The 17,401-nt window shown below is 58.2% G+C and carries 9 protein-coding genes; 8 read left to right on the top strand and 1 reads right to left on the bottom strand.

The annotated features are described in order from the left end of the window. The first annotated feature begins 38 nt into the window (after window positions 1-38). The 6 genes from BXP70_RS26065 (at window position 39) to BXP70_RS26040 (ending at window position 14,828) form a co-directional block, all read left to right on the top strand. On the top strand, window positions 39-2,816 hold the full coding sequence (locus BXP70_RS26065; protein ID WP_086597066.1) for a family 78 glycoside hydrolase catalytic domain: 2,778 nt from the start codon (window positions 39-41) through the stop codon (window positions 2,814-2,816). Window positions 2,817-2,884: 68 nt separating this feature from the next. Beyond that, the gene (locus BXP70_RS26060; protein WP_086597065.1) at window positions 2,885-4,021 is read left to right on the top strand and encodes a glycoside hydrolase family protein; all 1,137 of its coding nucleotides are present in this window, start codon (window positions 2,885-2,887) and stop codon (window positions 4,019-4,021) included. Window positions 4,022-4,268: 247 nt separating this feature from the next. Then, on the top strand, window positions 4,269-7,751 hold the full coding sequence (locus BXP70_RS26055) for a glycosyl hydrolase (protein ID WP_218779871.1): 3,483 nt from the start codon (window positions 4,269-4,271) through the stop codon (window positions 7,749-7,751). Window positions 7,752-7,991: 240 nt separating this feature from the next. Next, a complete protein-coding gene (locus BXP70_RS26050) occupies window positions 7,992-9,218 on the top strand; it encodes a glycoside hydrolase family 88/105 protein (RefSeq protein ID WP_086597064.1) in 1,227 nt (408 codons plus the stop codon). Window positions 9,219-10,134: 916 nt separating this feature from the next. Continuing rightward, window positions 10,135-13,659: a DUF7948 domain-containing protein gene (locus tag BXP70_RS26045; protein WP_086597063.1), complete on the top strand. Its 3,525-nt coding sequence runs from the start codon at window positions 10,135-10,137 to the stop codon at window positions 13,657-13,659. Between the two features lie 89 nt (window positions 13,660-13,748). Next, window positions 13,749-14,828, top strand: a complete 1,080-nt coding sequence (locus BXP70_RS26040; protein ID WP_245849756.1) for a Fic family protein — start codon at window positions 13,749-13,751, stop codon at window positions 14,826-14,828. Window positions 14,829-15,337: 509 nt separating this feature from the next. Here BXP70_RS26040 and BXP70_RS26035 read toward each other — a convergent pair. Beyond that, entirely contained in the window at window positions 15,338-15,562 is a 225-nt protein-coding gene (locus tag BXP70_RS26035; protein ID WP_086597061.1) for a hypothetical protein, read from the bottom strand. A 344-nt stretch (window positions 15,563-15,906) separates the two neighbouring features. Here BXP70_RS26035 and BXP70_RS26030 point away from each other — a divergent pair, with 344 nt between their 5' ends. Beyond that, window positions 15,907-16,728 (top strand): helix-turn-helix domain-containing protein, encoded by an 822-nt coding sequence (locus tag BXP70_RS26030; protein WP_086597060.1) that lies wholly within the window; start codon window positions 15,907-15,909, stop codon window positions 16,726-16,728. A gap of 88 nt (window positions 16,729-16,816) precedes the next feature. Then, window positions 16,817-17,335, top strand: coding sequence for a hypothetical protein (locus BXP70_RS26025; protein WP_086597059.1), 519 nt, complete (start codon window positions 16,817-16,819; stop codon window positions 17,333-17,335). The last annotated feature ends 66 nt before the right edge of the window (window positions 17,336-17,401 follow it).

Genomic DNA, 17,401 nt, shown 5'->3' with positions numbered 1-17,401 from the left:
GCTGCGCTTTTCAGTGAACTGCTGTTTCCTTATTGTCCATGTCTAGGCTACTCTTGCTTCCTTTTCTTTTCGGGTCTTTCTCTTCTCTTGCGCAAAAGCTTGATGTAGCGAAGCTTACCTGCGAGTACAAATCAAACCCAATGGGCGTGGAAGCGGCTACGCCAAGGCTAGGCTGGCAGCTGAACACTAGCCAGCGCGGCACCAAGCAAGTAGCTTACCGGATTTTGGTAGCCGATACGCCGACGCTTTTGCAAGCGAATACGGGCAACGTGTGGGATTCGAAGAAGGTTAATGCAAGTACCTCTATCCAAGTAGCGTACGCCGGAAAGCCTTTGCAGCCGACCAGGAAATACTACTGGAAAGTAATGACCTGGGACAACCAGAATAACGCCTCCGCCTGGAGCCCATCTGCCACCTGGCAAATGGGCTTGTTATCGAAAGCCGACTGGCAAGGCGCCCACTGGGTTGCCTACGAGCAGCTCCCCGATTCCAGCAAAAACATCTTGCCCACCGACGGCAAGAAGGACACGCACCAGGGCAGCAACACCTTGCCGCTGCTGCGCAAGCGCTTTGCCGTCAAGAGTAAAGTCAAGAAAGCCACCATCTTTATTGCCGGCCTAGGTCATTTCGAGCTGAGCGTCAATGGCCAGAAAGTCGGCGACCATTTCCTCGATGCCGGCTGGACCAAGTACGATAAGGAGGCGCAGTACGTCGCCTTCGACCTGACGAAAAATCTACAAAGCGGCCAGAATGCGCTTGGGGTGATGCTCGGCAATGGCTTCTACTACGTGCCGCCGGTAAAAGAGCGCTACCGCAAGCTGAAAGTCGCGTTTGGCTATCCGAAGATGATCTGCCGCTTGCAAATTGACTACGACGACGGCACTACGCAGGACATCATCAGTGATGCTTCCTGGAAGACGGCCCCGAGCCCTATTACCTTCTCCAGCATCTACGGCGGCGAAGACTACAACGCTACCCTCGGACAACCCGGCTGGGATACGCCTAGCTTCCAGGAACCGAAAGGCAGCTGGAAGCCTGTGCTCTTGGTGGAAGGCCCGCCGAATTTAAGAAGCCAGATGCAGGAGCCGCTGAAGGTGTTCGAGAACTTCGCGCCGCAGAAAACCACCCAGCCCGTGGCCGGTACCTGGGTGTACGACCTCGGGCAGAACGCCTCGGGCATCATTCAGCTCAAAGTAAAAGGCCACAAAGGCGACACGGTACGCATTATCCCGACCGAGCTGCTGAAGGAGGACGGTACGGTAAACCAGCACTCTGGCGGCAGCCCGTACTACTGGCAATACATCCTCAAAGGTGAAGGCACCGAGACGTGGCAGCCCCGCTTCTCTTATTATGGCTTCCGCTACCTGCAAGTGACTGGCGCCGTGCCGCAAGGCGAAGCCAACCCCAAGAACGCCCCTCAGATCATAGAGCTGAAAGGCTTACACATGCGCAATGCCGCTGCCCGCGCGGGCGAATTTGCTTGCTCCAACGAGCTCTTCAACCGCACCAACACGCTGATCGATTGGGCCATTAAGAGCAACATGGTGAGCACCTTCACCGACTGCCCGCACCGCGAAAAGCTAGGTTGGCTCGAACAAACACACCTGATGCTCCGCTCCGTGCTCTACAACTACGACGTGCCCGACCTGAGCCGGAAGGTGATGCAGGATATTCGCAGCTCCCAGCTCCCCAATGGCCTGGTGCCGGAAATTGCGCCGGAGTACGTCAAGTTTGAGTGGGGCGGCGACATGTTCCGCGACTCGCCGGAATGGGGCAGCACCAGCATCATCACGCCCTGGTACCTCTACCAGTGGTACGGTGACCGGCAGACGCTGGTAGAGAGCTATCCTACCATGCAGCGCTACATCGCCTACCTCGGCACCAAAGCCAACAGCCACATTCTCAGCCAAGGCCTGGGCGACTGGTACGACCTAGGCCCCAAGCCGCCGGGCGTGTCGCAGCTGACGCCGATGGGCGTGACCGGCACGGCCATGTACTACTACGACCTGAAGCTGCTGAGCAAAGTCGCGCGCCTACTCGGCAAGCCCCAAGATGCTATTGGCTACGATAAGCTAGCTGGGGAAGTAAGAACGGCCTTCAACGCCACGTTCTTCCACAAAGACACCAAGCAATACGCCACCGGCAGTCAAGCCGCCAACGCTATGGCCGTGTACATGAAGCTCGTAGCGCCCGAGGATAAAGCCGCAGTGGTCGAGAACATTGTAAAAGACATCCGCAGCCGCAACAACAGCCTCACGGCCGGCGACATTGGCTACCGCTACCTGCTGCAAGTGCTCGACGAGGCGGGCCGCTCCGACGTCATCTTCGACATGAACAGCCGCTCCGACGTGCCCGGCTACGGCTACCAGCTCGCTAAAGGCGCCACGGCCCTCACCGAATCGTGGGCGGCCCTACCGACGGCCTCGAACAACCACTTCATGCTCGGTCACCTGATGGAGTGGCTCTACGGCGGCCTGGCCGGCATCCGGCTCGCCAATGGCGCAGTGGGGTTCAACAAGATCGACATTAGGCCGGAGCCCGTGGGCGATGTAACGTCGGCCAAAGCCAGCTACCACTCGCCCTACGGCTTGATTGTCAGTGACTGGAAAAAGACCGGCAACTCCTTCGAGCTCACGGCTACCATTCCGGCCAACACCACCGCTACCATCTATTTGCCGGCTACGGCTTCTTCCAAAATCGTGGAAGATAACCTAGCCGTGGCTCAGCACCGCGACCTGCAATTGCTCGGTACGGACCAAGGCAAAGCGCGCATCAGCGTGGGGTCGGGTACTTATCATTTTGTAGTCAATCCATAAAGAAAGCCGTCATGCTGAGCCTGCGAATCCTGACGGCTTAACGCTTTTCTTCTCCCATCAACTTCTGCATGAGACGCAACCTAGCTTATGTTCTTTCTTTGGTGCTGGTGAGTCCGGTTGCTGCGTGGGCGCAGGCCAAACCGAAAGAAGTACCTGTCCGCGAGATGCAGCAAGTGTACGAAGAGGTGAAAACGCCCCATAAGTACGGCCTGGTGCTCGTGACGGACGACAACCAAAAGAAGCTGGACTGCCCCAGCGTGTTCCGCAAAGGCAACCAGTGGTACATGACCTACATCATCTTCGACGGACGCGGTTACGAAACCTGGCTGGCGCAGAGCAAAGATTTGCTGAAGTGGGAAACCAAGGGCAAGCTCCTGTCCTTCACCGACACCACCGACTGGGACACGAACCAGAAAGCCGGCTACGTGGCCCTGCAAGACTACAAATGGGGAGGCAGCTACCAGTGGCAGCCCTACCAGGGCAAATACTGGATGTCGTACTTCGGTGGCAACTCGCGCGGGTATGAGAAAGGCCTCCTGTCGATTGGCATGGCTTACACCACGCAAGACCCCAGCACGGTGCACTCGTGGCAGCGCCTGCCCCAGCCGGTGCTGAAAGCCAACGACCCGGACGCGCGCTGGTGGGAAAACCACACCATCTACAAAAGCTCGGTCATCTGGGATAAGGCGAAGCTAACGGGTCATCCTTTTGTGATGTACTATAATGCCAACGGCGATTCGCTGGACGCCAAGCGCGGGGCCGAGCGCATCGGCATGGCGGTGTCGGATGATATGACGCACTGGCAGCGGTTCCGGCGCAACCCGGTCATCAACCATCACAAGGGCATCAGCGGCGACGCCTACCTGCAGCAGCTAGACAACGGCTTGTGGGTGATGTTCTACTTCGGCGCCTTCTACCTCGGCATCTCGGGCGCCGTGAACCGCTTTGCCTGCTCCTACGACCTGGTCAACTGGACTGACTGGACCGGGGCCAACCTGATCGAGCCTTCGGAGCCGTATGATGAGCTATTCGCCCACAAGTCGTTTGTGGTCAAATATGAAGGTGTGGTGTATCACTACTACTGCGCCGTAAATAAGGCCGATCAGCGCGGCATTGCCGTGGCTACCTCCAAGGACCTAGGCAAGAGCAGTGTCCACTTCATTGTACCTGACCCAAAGCCTGCTAAAAAGGCAGAAAGCAAGTGATGCAGTCTTCCTTGAAGACCCCTCTTTTCAGGATTGGGTTGGAGGCGTATTAGAAAGTAGCCTGTGGGGCAAGGAGTAACTAAAAAGCTACCGGGCTACCGTCGAGCAACAGCTGGCTGAGCTGCAGCCATAGAGTATACACCTAGGTTTAAATTGACACGCCAGACAAGCGTTTTGCGGGCGTTGTCGCTGCCTGATGGAGAGCCGGATTACGCACCGTTCCAAGTTCCCATTCAATTGAATAGCAATGGTAATTAATAACTGGCTGATGAGAAGAAGACGGCATTTAAGCGCTTTTCTAGTTGCGATTCTGACTGGAACTTGCTGGTTTTATCCGACCAGCGCCAATGCGCAGCAAAAGCCAGCAGCAGAGTTAAAAAAGCTTTTTCAATCGCCGCCTGAGTCAGCCAAGCCGTGGGTGTTCTGGTACTGGATGAATGGGGCCGTGACACGTGAGGCGCTTACGGCCGACTTGGAGGCCATGAAACAAGCGGGCCTGGAGGGTGCGTACCTGATGCCCATTCGTGGGGCAGAAAATCCGCCCGCTCTCAGCCCGCCCGCCGAGCAGCTCACGCCCTACTGGTGGGAACTGGTGCGCCACACCATGAACGAGGCCGACCGCCTCGGCTTAAAGCTAGCCATGCACGTGAGCGACGGATTTGCCCTAGCCGGCGGCCCGTGGATCACGCCGGAACTGTCGATGCAGAAGGTCGTTTTTGCGGAAACGAAAGTCACGGGCGGGCGCCGCTACAGCCAGGTTTTGCCGCAAGCGGCTGCTACTCAGAACTACTACCGCGACATCGCCGTGTACGCCTACCCAACGCCCACGGGCGGCACGGCCTCCACGTACACCATCAAGCCCCAGGTAACCAGCAGTTCCGCTGAAGCCAATGCGGCACTGCTAGCCCAAGCCGGCAACAAAAAGAACTTCCAAAGCAGTGCGCCGTGCTGGATTCAGTACGCCTTTGATAAGCCGTTCACCTGCCGCTCTATCCGCATCCGCTCCAACGGCTATAACTACCAGGCCAACCGCTTACTGGTAGAAGCTAGCACTGATGGACAGCAGTTCCGGCCGGTGGGCCGGTTGCAGCCGCCGCGCAGCGGGTGGCAGGACAGCAGCGCCGTGACCCACGCCCTCGTGCCCACGACGGCGCGCTTTTTCCGCTTTGTGTACAACAACGAAGGCTCAGAGCCCGGCGCCGAAGACCTGGACGCGGCCAAATGGCAGCAAACGCTGAAACTAACTGAAATCCGCCTCTCCAAGGAAGCTAAGCTTCACCAGTACGAAGGCAAAAATGGCGAAGTGTGGCGCGTGAGTCTGCCCACCACCGCGCAGCAAGTACCTAGCTCCCTATGCGTGCCGCTCCAGAAGATTATCAACATCTCCGCTAAAATGGGCGCCGATGGTCGGCTGCAATGGGACGTACCCGCGGGCAACTGGACTGTTCTGCGCGTGGGGCACACCTCCACGGGCTACACCAACGCCACTGGCGGCGGCGGCAAAGGCTTGGAGTGCGACAAGTTCAACCCCGAAGCAGTTAAGCTTCAGTTTGATGGCTGGTACGGGGAGGCCATCCGACAAGCCAGCCCGGAGCTAGCTTCCCGGGTGCTGAAGCTGTTTCACGTCGACAGCTGGGAGTGCGGCAGCCAGAACTGGTCGGCCAACTTTGCCGCGGAGTTTCGGAAGCGTCGCGGCTACGACCTCATGCCGTACCTGCCCGTGATGGCCGGCGTGCCGGTGGAAAGCCTGGAGGTGTCCGAACGCTTTTTGTTCGATGTGCGCCAGACTATTGCCGAGCTGATTAACGATAAGTTCTACGTCACGCTAGCCGACCTAGCACGCGCGAAGGGCAGCACCTTCACGGCGGAGTGCGTGGCGCCCACCATGGTCAGCGACGGCATGCTGCACTACAAAAACGTGGACGTACCCATGGGCGAGTTCTGGCTGCGCAGCCCCACCAACGACAAGCCCAACGATATTCTGGACGCTACTTCTGGCGCGCACATCTACGGCAAAAACATCGTGCAGGCAGAAGCCTTTACCGAGCTGCGCCTTGCTTGGGATGAGCACCCAGCTATGCTGAAAGCGTTACAGGACCGGCACTACGCCCTAGGTATCAACCGGTTTGTCTATCACGTTTTCGTGCATAACCCCTGGCTCGACCGCAAGCCCGGTATGACGCTGAGCAACATCGGCCTCTTCTTCCAGCGCGACCAAACCTGGTGGAAGCCCGGCCGCGAGTGGGTCGCCTACGCCCAGCGCTGCCAAGCCCTGCTACAGCAAGGCCGGCCCGTGGCCGACGTGGCCGTATTTACGGGCGAACAAACCCCGCGCCGCGCCATACTGCCCAACCGCCTGATGCCTGACCTGCCCGGCATCTTCGGCCCGGCGGCCGTGGCAAGCGAGAAGAACCGCCTGGCTAACCAAGGCTTACCGATGCAGGAAATGCCTTACCAGGTGATGTCGGGCGCCAACATGGAAATGTCGGAGCTGTTGATTGATCCGCTGAAAGGCTATGCCTACGATTCCTTCAACAAGGATGCGCTGCTGAACCTAGCTCGAGTGAATAATGGCCGCGTGGAGCTACCCGGTGGGGCTAGTTACGGGTTGCTCGTAGTGCCGGGCGCGCAGACCATGTGGCCCGATAGCACCTCCATGTCGCCGGAAGTCGCGAGCAAGCTGCTGAGCTTGGTGAGGGAGGGCGCGACGCTGCTGATCAATCGCAAACCCAGCCGCTCCCCCGAGCTCCGCAACTTCCCGGCGGCCGACCAAACGGTGCAGCAACTGGCTAGCCAGCTGTATGCGGGCGCCTCGGCGGCCGGGAGCCCTACGGGCTGGCAAGTAGGAAAGGGACGCATCCTGCAAGGTCCGTACACGGCTAGCTCCTTCGATGACCTCGGCCTAACACGGGATGTGGTAGCGAGCACCACTAACGGGCAGCCCGCCAAAGCTGTTGCCTGGACGCACCGCACCGATCCACAGTTTGATATCTATTTCATTTCCAACCAGCTTGATACCGCCCGCACGATTGCGCTGTCCTTGCGCGTAGCCGGCCGGCAGCCGGAGCTGTGGGATGCTGTAACTGGCACCATCCGCCCGGCTTCCGAGTGGCGTATGGAAAACGGCCGCACCCTGCTGCCCGTGCGCCTCGACCGCAACGGCTCCATGTTCATAGTATTCCAGCAGCCCACCACCGCGCAAGGCGCGCAAGCCGGCCCCAATTGGTCGGAGCCTCAAGTGGTACAAACCCTGGCCGGCGACTGGCAGGTAAGCTTTGATCAGCAGGTAAATGGCCCCGCGCAGCCTATCGTTTTCAAAGCGCTGACCGACTGGAGCCAGCACCCGGACGACCAGATCAAGTATTATTCCGGCACCGCCACCTACACCAAAACGTTCACCTGGAAGCCTACCAAAAGCAAGCAGCCGATCTACCTCGACCTAGGTCGAATTGCCAACATTGCCGAAGTGCAGGTAAATGGCAAGCCCTGCGGCATCGCTTGGACCGCGCCCTACCGCGTCGACATCACACCAGCGCTGAAAAAGGGCAAAAACCAGCTCCGCATCGAGGTAACGAACACTTGGGCCAACCGGCTCATTGGTGACCACGCACTGCCCAAGGATAAGCAAGTGACCAGTACGACGGCCGCTTACCGTTTAGAAGGCAAGCCGTTGCTCCCCGCTGGTCTGCTAGGTCCTATAACCTTGAAGACGGTTCCCGTGAGTAATTGATACTACCTCATCATAAATTCAAGCTAAGCAGCAGGCTGCCTCGGTAAGTAGCCCTTTCTAGGAAGGCTACTGTTGCCTTCTTCTAGAGAAAGGATTCAAAGAGAAGGGTTCCTTTTGGACACCTTCGCAAGTATCGATCTATTCTCACGTTCTATTACCTTAAAACAGCTTAGGCAACTTTGCTAGCGTTACCGACCTGAAAGCTTGGATCACAAATCCTCAAACGCTTCAACTGATTTCATGAAAAAGCTGCTTGCCGTTTTCGTCTTGGTGCTCAATGTTCAGCTGTTAGCGGCCCAAACCACTGAAGCCGTGGTGCGCAAAGTTGCGGACCAGGTCCTGAAAGAAACAGTGTTGGGTTTTCAGGGGGTGGAGAATAAGCAATTTTACGCCTCTGCCGCCGCCGTTCCCCAGGGCGTACCCGTCAAATACGCCAGCCCGTATACCGGCTGGCACTACACCCATGGCGTGCTGAACTTGGCCATGATCGATTTGGGCAGGTTGCTCGGCGAACAAAAATATGTGGACTACGCCGCCCGGCACGTGGCCTTCGGCTTCGATAACTACCGTGTGTTCGAGCAGCGTTTTCAGTCCGGCGTCAAGCATTATGCTTACCCCTATGGCGAATTCTTTACCATGGACGAACTCGACGACTTCGGCGCCATGTCTGCGAGCATCCTCGAGGTGTACCAACAGGTGAAGCGCCCCGCCTACAAAGCCTACTTGGAAAAAGCAGCGAAGCATTTGACCGAAGAACGCCTTCGTTTGCTGGACCGGACGTTCGTCCGCGCTTTTCCGTATCAAAACACACTGTGGGCCGATGACCTGTACATGAGCGTGCCCTTCCTGGTCCGCATGGGGAAGTTCACGGGCCAGCAAAAGTATCTTGAGGAGGCGGTAACGCAGGTACTCAATTTCACTAAGTATCTGTGGGACGAGAAAGAAGAACTCTACTGGCACACCTGGTATAGCGATTTAAAACGCAACGGGGTGGCGCATTGGGGCCGCTGCAACGGCTGGGTCCTGCTTGCGCAGGTGCACCTGCTGGACTACCTGCCCGCTAATCACCCGCAGCGCGCCCGGCTGATCCAGCTGCTGGAGCGGCAAATTCTAGGAATTGCCAAATACCAAAGCGCAGAAGGGTTGTGGCACCAGGTGCTGGATAAGCCGGATTCGTACCTGGAGTCGTCGTGTTCCGCCATGTTTGTGTACGGGGTGGCGCATGCAGTGAACCACGGGTGGATTGACCCTCGCTACGCTTCGATTGCCACGAGCGGGTGGGAGGGTTTGAAAAAATACAAGATCGATGAGCAAGGTCGATTGAAAGACATTTGCGTGGGCACGGGCATCCAAGACAATCTTGTTTTTTATTATACCCGCCCGGTAGGCATCAACGAAAAGCATGGTACCGGCCCTTTGCTCGACGCCGGGGTGGAGATATTGAAACTGGAAAAGCGCGGCAAATAAGCGGAAGCAGCGAAGCGAACGCAGGTACGGCGATGAACCACGACGGCGGGGACCCTTGCGTAAAGGAGGCTGCTCAACACCTGCCCAGACCACTGGCACCGCCGCGAGGGTGGTTGTTCAACGATGGCTAGCACAACCGTGGCCTTGAAGTTACGTGTGTTGCTGGCAAGGCAATTGGAAGTGAGCATTCTGCAACAGTCACCCTCCTTTAATTGTACAAACTGATGCGCAAGAGTAAGGGCGGTAGGAGAGGAGAAATGAAGCGCTAAATAGTTCAGTAAAGTTGTTCACCAATCTAAGTACATACTAGCTCCTTGCTGCGACGAGATAGGTGTACGTTCTCCCCGAACAGGAGCGAGCTGTTCACCCCTACCGTCATCGCCACCTGTTTAGTATAAATACTCTGGAATACAGCTAGGTAGGCCCAAGTTCCTTTTTGTAGGAGCAAGTAGGTGCCCATTGGGGCAGGCGGTGCAGCAAAGGATCAGCCCTGTGCTAGGCGTTCTGTTCATGGCAACGAATACGAGGACCCAAGGCCAACGGCTGCATGCTCGTCGGCGCAACACGTGCCGGGTGAGGCGGGGGCTGGCGCGTGCGACTCGGTGCGCAAATGGCGCTTATATTGTCTAGAATACGCGGTATAGCCTGCTTTTCCTAACGGGCACAGGGAAGCGGGCTTGCTGCGCCAGCGGTGACTGCCACATCTAGCACGCTGCACGAACGGCGGACGGGGTAACATCGGATTTTCGGCTGAAGGAAACGGTAACGATTTCTGGGGTTGGTTGTGCGTGCTAAGGCGCATCGTGCATTTTTCAGTGTAGCTCTATTGACGTCATCTAGGGTGCTTCTAGGAGTTGTGCACGGTAGCCGAAGACCTAACCGGTGAGATCTTTGCTAGATAGCTACTGAAGACAGCATGGCTAGTGACACGGCTGCCGTCGGCTTCTACCTGCTTCATTCCAGACTCGAGGGCTCGAGCAAACTTGGTGCGTGCGGGGAGTGCATTTATCGCTCTTGTTCGAGTAATGGCATGTCATATTGGGTAAAGGTTTACACTCTTCTGTTTTGGTGGAATTTTGTCAGCATCGCCGCGCAAGCGAGTACGCCGCCTAGCCGAACGCTAGAGTTTATTCAGAATCGTGGCCAATGGAACCCAAGTGTCCAATTTATGACGCCGCTGGCGACGGGACGCCTGTATATAGAAGCGACAGGCTTTACGTACGCCTTGTATGATCCGCTGACGAAGCCTGCTCACGCGAACATCCCCGCCACGCCTGGCTCGCAGCTCCGCTGCCATGCTTACTCCCTTACGTTTGCTGGTAGTCACCCGACGGTCCCTGTAGCGGAAGAAGCGCTTGCCACCACCTATAACTATTTTCTCGGCGCTGACCCAACGCGGTGGACCCACGATGTGCCTAGTTATCGGCGGGTGCGTTACCCGGATCTGTATCCTGGTATTGCGGCTACGCTATACGAAAATGAAACGGGCAACCTTGAGTATGACTTTCACCTGCAGCCCGGGGCTCAGCCTAATGCCATTCAGCTGCGCTACCAAGGTGCTAGCGAATTACGTTTATCCAATCGCCAGTTGCTGATTAAAACCAGCGTGGGTACGGTTACGGAGCTCGCGCCGCGAGCTTGGCAAACGGATGCCCAGGGGCAACGGTATACCGTTACGTGCGACTACGAACTCGTAGACAACGTGGTCAGCTTTCGACTAGGGGCTTACGACCGTAGTCGCCCTCTCATCATTGACCCCACCGTTGTCTTTGCTTCCTTCTCCGGTGCCACTTCCGACAATTGGGGCGTAACAGCTACGCACGATGTTCAAGGCAATCTTTATTCCGCTAGCCTAGCCTTCGGTACGGGCTATCCTACCTCGCTGGGTGCTTACAGCCAAACCTACGCCGAAGGCGTCGATGTGGCGATTATCAAGTACAATACGCAGGCTGCTGGGCCCGCCGCCCGCCTTTATGCCACCTACCTAGGTGGTCGCGCGGCGGATGCGCCTCACCGGTTGGTAGTCGATGGCAATAACGAGTTGGTGGTGCTCGGCTCCACCAGCTCCAACGATTTTCCCACGACAGCCGGCAGTTACGACCGCAGCTTTGGGGGTGGTACGCTCATCGAACCCGATGCTATAGCATTTACCACCGGAGCCGATCTGTTTGTGGCCCGGTTGAGTACCAGCGGCAACGCCCTGCGGGCGGCCACGTACTTGGGAGGCACCGGCAATGATGGGCTCGCCTGGGCCCGGCCTTCCCTCAGCTTACCACCCTCTGACGCCCCAACAGCACTGGGCGGCGCGCCCACGTTCAAGGGCGACCTAGCCGTTGATGGGGCCAACAATGTGGTGCTTGCCTCCGTGACCAACAGCCGCGACTTCCCCGTGACGATGGGCACCCATCGTTCCTCCTTTCAGGGCGGCTACTCGGATGCGGTGGTGTGCAAGCTCAGCGCGGACCTGCGCTCGTTGCAGTGGAGTACGTACTTAGGCGGTAACAAAGCGGATGCCGCTTACGCACTGCAATTAGATGCGACGGGCACCGTGTATGTGTGTGGCGGCACGGCAAGTTCAAATTTCCCGGTCAGCGCTGGCGCTTACCAGCCCGCTAGTACTGGGGGTGGGGCCGATGGCTTTGTGGCGCACCTGAGCGCCGATGGCCAAACGGTGCAGCAGGCCTGCCTGCTCGGGACGGCCGGCTACGATCAAGCACTCTTTCTGCAAGTAGATGCGGCGGCGAACCTGTACGTGCTAGGTACCACGGATCGGCAGCTGGCGCTCACGCCCGCCTACTTTCCCGCCGCCGGTGGCAACCTGTTCCTTTGCAAACTTTCCTCTTACCTTCGTCAGCCCTACTTTGTCACGCAATTCGGCAACTTGGCCGGGGGCACCTACGCCTCGCTGCTGCCTACTGCTTTTGGGGTAGATGATTGCGGGCGGATGTACATCGCCGGGCTCGCCGCGCGCGTCACCCAGGTGCTGCGGCTGAGTAGCGACGCGCGGGTGGTAGAGGATACATTCACCAACCTAGGTGACCATACCCACGGCGTCAGCCGCTTCGACGCGGATGGCGTGCTCTACCAAGCCATCTGTGGCAGCTGTGACCAGCGGCATCCGTTCCAGATCCCTCCTAGTGCAAATTACTTTTCGATTAAGAATGGCTCAGCTAACTGCAACGATGCTGCCCTAAAAGTCCGACTGACGGCCGCGCCTGACGCTGTGCTTCCTCCGCGTCTGCTATGCCAAGACATGCCCCCGCAACTTCTCGGTGGTACGCCGGCGGGTGGCACCTGGAGCGGCCCCGGCGTATCCGGCGCAAGCGGTGTGTACTACTTTACGCCCGCTGCTAACCTACTTGGCACGCATACGCTTTCCTATACTCCCCCTTCGGCCAGCACTTGTCCAACGGCCACACGCACGCAGCAGGTGACAGTTCGTCCACCCATGAGCGTACAAATTAGCAGTACGACTACTACCCCCATTTGTGAAAATAGTCCCTATGGTCTGGATCTGAAGGGTACACCAGAAGGCGGATTTTTCTCGGGGCGCGGCATCATAGGCAACTCCTTTTACCCGCAGGCCGCCGGACCCGGGCAGCACCTGATTACCTATTCGTTCAGTACCAGTAGCCAATGTGGCAGTGCCACGACCCTGCTGACGGTTTTGCCCGCCCCCGTTGTAAGCGCAGGACCCGATACAGTGCTCTGTGGTGTTCCCGCCGGCCCCTTTCGTCTTCGGGGAGCTTCACCAGCCGGTGGCACCTGGAGTGGCCGCGGGGTTTCCGCCGCCGGGGTCTTCGATCCGGCGGTGTTGCGCCTGACACCGGGCGCGAGTGCAACCGAGCTGACCTATACCTATGTTGATCCTGGTGGGTGTACGAGCAAGGCCACGCGAACTGTTTTGCTCGTTCCCGAACCTGGTCTCATGACCGATGTCCTGCCAGTAGCACCCTGTAGCTTTGATCCCACCCAGCAGGGACTAGCACCCTTTTCCGTGACCTTTCCTCAAGTAGCCACCGGGCCAGGTAGCGCAACCTGGGATTTTGGCGATGGCACCAGTTTCTTCTCGCCTCAAGCGGACTCGGCTGTTACCCACACCTATGCGCAAGCGGGTACCTACGCGCCCACGCTCCTGATTCATTACAGTACGAGTTGCACCACGCAGATTCAGTATCAGCCTTTTCGTATCGGGGTACCGCGCCCGCTGCCGAACATCATCACGCCAAATGGGGATCGGCTCAACGACACCTTTGTGCAGCAACTCAGCTGCCAGCCGCCCAAACTGCAGGTGTTCTCGCGATGGGGCAAGCTCGTCTATGAAACGGCTGCTTATCAAAACGATTGGGATGGTGCCGGACTACCTAGCGGTATCTACTACTATTATTTGCGAGCGCCGCAGGGTGATTCACTCAAGGGTTGGCTGCAAGTGCTCCGCTAAAGCTAGCCTACTTGAAAGGTCCTTGATGCGGAGAATAAGGCGTATATTTACCGCATACTATGCGGAGAATAGCATCTTATATTCATCAAATGCCTGCTTGGCCTGCGTTTAGCTGGCAAGCGGCGGCACTAGAAAACTTGTTGGGGGCCGTTCGCCATCAGCAAGGCCGCCTGCTCGGGCGGCTGGACGGGTTGGGCTTGGATTTGCGCAACGAGGCGACCCTACAGACGCTGACCTTGGACGTGCTCAAGTCCAGTGAAATCGAAGGCGAGCTACTGCCACCCGCCTCCGTGCGCTCGTCCTTGGCCCACCGATTGGGCTTGGAGCGGGGTGGACTTCCCCCCGCGGACCGCCGCGTGGAAGGAGTCGTGGCCATGATGCTGGACGCCACGCAGCAGGCCGAGCAGCCCCTGACGGCATCACGCTTGTTCAACTGGCACCACGCCTTGTTCCCCACCGGGCACAGCGGCTTGTACCCCGTGCGGGTCGGCGCTTGGCGCACCGGCCCCATGCAGGTCGTCTCCGGGCCTCTGGGCCGGGAACGGATCCACTACGAAGCGCCACCGGCGGAGGCAGTGGACGCGCAGATGCAACAGTTTCTGGACTGGTTCAATGCCCCTCTCGACTTGGATCCGGTGCTGAAAGCCGCCATCGCGCACTTCTGGTTCGTGACCATCCACCCCTTTGACGACGGCAACGGGCGCATTGCCCGGGCCATTGCGGATCTACAGCTCTCCCGCGCCGACGGCACCGGGCAACGCTGCTACAGTATGTCGGCGCAGATCCAGGCCGAGCGCCAGGCCTACTATGATTTGCTGGAGACCAGCCAGCGCGGAACGCTGGATCTGACGAGTTGGTTGACGTGGTTTTTGAGCTGCTTAGGCCGAGCGCTCACGAGCGCCGAGCAGACGCTGGCGCAGGTGCTGGCCAAAGCCCGCTTCTGGGAACGCCACCAGCAGACTACGCTTTCCGAGCGGCAGCGGCGGCTAGTCACGCGGCTGCTCGACGGCTTTGAGGGCAAGTTGACCACGTCCAAGTGGGCGCGCATGGCCAAGTGCTCTCAGGATACGGCCGGGCGGGATATTGCCGAGTTGATCAGCAAAGGTATCCTGGTCAAAGAGATTGCCGGTGGCCGGAGCACCAGCTACCGCTTAGCCCCAGACGCCTGACCCACCGTTCGGCTAGGCACCGCGTCGGCGTAGTCTTAAGCAAAACGCGGCAGGAGCTGACAAGAGGCAAGAAGCAGCCTAGTTCCCGATGGTAGAAGACCAGAATGGATCTGCCTGGGTGGAATGTGCCACAAGGTTTTAAGTAGATTGTCTTCGTAAGAGCAGAAGCGTTCGACAGAGGGTTGTGGCTGTTGCAGAAGTCTGGGTCTTGCGTTTCGCACGCAGTAGGAGTGAGCTTCCGCCTCGCAAAACACGGTTTCCGACACTTTTCTGGGTGACTCCTCCCGATAAACCTACGACTAGGGCGTTCGTCGAGGAGTTCTGCAACAGCCACGGTTCTTTTCTGAACGGTCTTAGCACCCGCCTCAACGGCCCCGAAAACGCGGTTTTCGGGGCCATTTCTATGATAGGTAATCTGAACCTATAGGTTTGGTTTTAGCAACCGTCTCGCAGGGTACAGAGGCATCTCACCGAAGCCTGTTCGCGCGTTGTTTAATTTTGCCAGTGCCCTATTCTGACTCCTTTTGGCGGCGGAAGACGTTCTGCACCGCGATGAAGGCAACGAGCAGGATTGAAATAGTGAAGAAAAAGAGCGCCGCAATCAGTACGACATACAGTTCATAACCATACTGGAAGTAGAAAGAAGAGTGAATCGGGGCATTCGTCATGATTAGAATACCCGTCAGCAGTATCACAGTAGCAGAAATAAGCGCAACGCGGGATGCTATTTTCATCGCGGTAAGTTATTGATCAGAGGCGCGTCTGCTTAGCCGACGATGTAAACAAATGGAGCCGTTGCCGAAGCGCTGTCAAGCTAGCACGTTGAGCTGAAAATCCAACAAGTTCCGTGCGCAAAAAACGGTGCCAAAATCAGGCTCAAAAAACGGCGTTTACAGCCTGCATTCGCAGTGTCCAAAACTGCGCAGAAACCGGCTGATTTTTGAGACGGGTAAGACAGCACCTCGCACCCTGAGCCGAAGTACCAGCCTTGGCCACCATCAGTAGGCCCGCAACGGGCTCTTCCTTATCTTCACTGCGGGCTATCCCCGGGCGCTTCTCTCCCGGCTCCTCTGGCTGTATGACCTTCCGCGAGTTTGTTCCCGCGCCCTGGTTGCGCGCTTATGTGGCCCGTTACTGGCTGGTAGAAACCATGCCCAGCGACGCGCATCCTTTAGAGCATCTGCTCACCCCCAACGCCTTGGATGGGTTTGTCTTTCAATTCCAGACCCAGGCCCCCTCACTCTTCGTGCAAGCAGCCGCCTGCCAGGCCTTGCCGTCTGCCTACGCCTTGTTGCAACCCTTCGCTCCCTGGCGGCTGCACTTGCCCGGACCCTGCGGTATCGCCGGCGTGTTTTTCCGGCCCGGTGTCGTGCACCGCTGCCTGCGCTACCCGATGCACGAGCTCACGCACCAGCCCCTGGATCTGGAAGCTTTTCTCGGGCCGCCTGTGCGCCAGTTGCAAGCGCAGTTGCAGGAGGCGCCGAGCCCCGCAGCGCGCGTGCAACTGCTGGATGCTTTTATCAGCCACCACCTCCCGGTGCTGGCCCAGCCGCTCACTTATAGCGACTATGTCTTGCAGCAGCTGGCGCAGCACCCGGGTACAGGATCGATCCAGGCCTTGGCTCGTGAGTTGGGCGTAAGCCGGCAATTTCTAGCCCGACACTTTGCTGAGCAGGTGGGCCGCAGCCCCAAACAAATGAGCCGGGTGGTCCGCTTCAATGCCTTGCATCAGACCTTAGTGCAAACACCTTCGCCTAACTGGCTGGATCTGGTCTACCAATTTAATTACTACGACCAGGCCCACTTAATCAAAGACTTTGCAGCCTTCACCGGCCTCTCCCCCACCACCTACCAGCACGCGCCGAGCGCGGCGGCTGATTTTTATGCTGGGAAGGCCTAAGGTTCCTTTTTTACAAGGCCGCGGCGCACGTGCGCTAGTACGTTTGTGAGCCCCGGCACCCGGCCGGTAGCATATCTGCTTGCGTGCCATGGCCCCCTCCCCTTCCTACCGCTTGTTTGTGCTTTATCTATTGCTGGCAGGTTACTGTTGTGGCGCTGCGCTCATGGCCGAAGTAGTCGAGTACCAAAGCTGGCGGGATTTGGGCCGGTATCTGAGCCCGGCCGAGTTCGCGCAGTGGCACACGGTGGCTGGGAGCCGGACCGTGCCCGTGTTGGTGCTGCCGATGGTGGTCACCACGCTGGTGGCCGTGGGTCTACTGCGCTACTGGCCCTTGCACCTGCCGCGCTGGGGGCTATGGGGGCTGCTGGCCTGCCATGCCCTGGCCTGGACCTCCACCCTGCTCTACCAGCTCCCACTGGAGCAGCAGTTAGACCGGGGCGCCTATTCGGCAGCCCTATTAGACGAGCTCTGGCGCACGGATTGGCTGCGCAAGCTGGCGTTCTTGGTAGAAATGCCCATGGTAGGCTACCTAGCCCTACGCTTCTTTGGCGCCTCGTCCTTGAAGCAAGCCACGACTTCAGCATGTTATGATACACCGGTCGACTAAGTAGGTCAGTGCTAGTTATGGTTGAGTTTGTATCCTTTCACAAACGCCCGTTTAAGTAACCGTACG

The organism is Hymenobacter crusticola, from assembly GCF_002154225.1.
GTDB classification, from domain to species: domain Bacteria; phylum Bacteroidota; class Bacteroidia; order Cytophagales; family Hymenobacteraceae; genus Hymenobacter; species Hymenobacter crusticola.
Note: the sequence above shows the minus strand (reverse complement) of the source record. Positions and strands in the feature narration are given on the sequence as shown.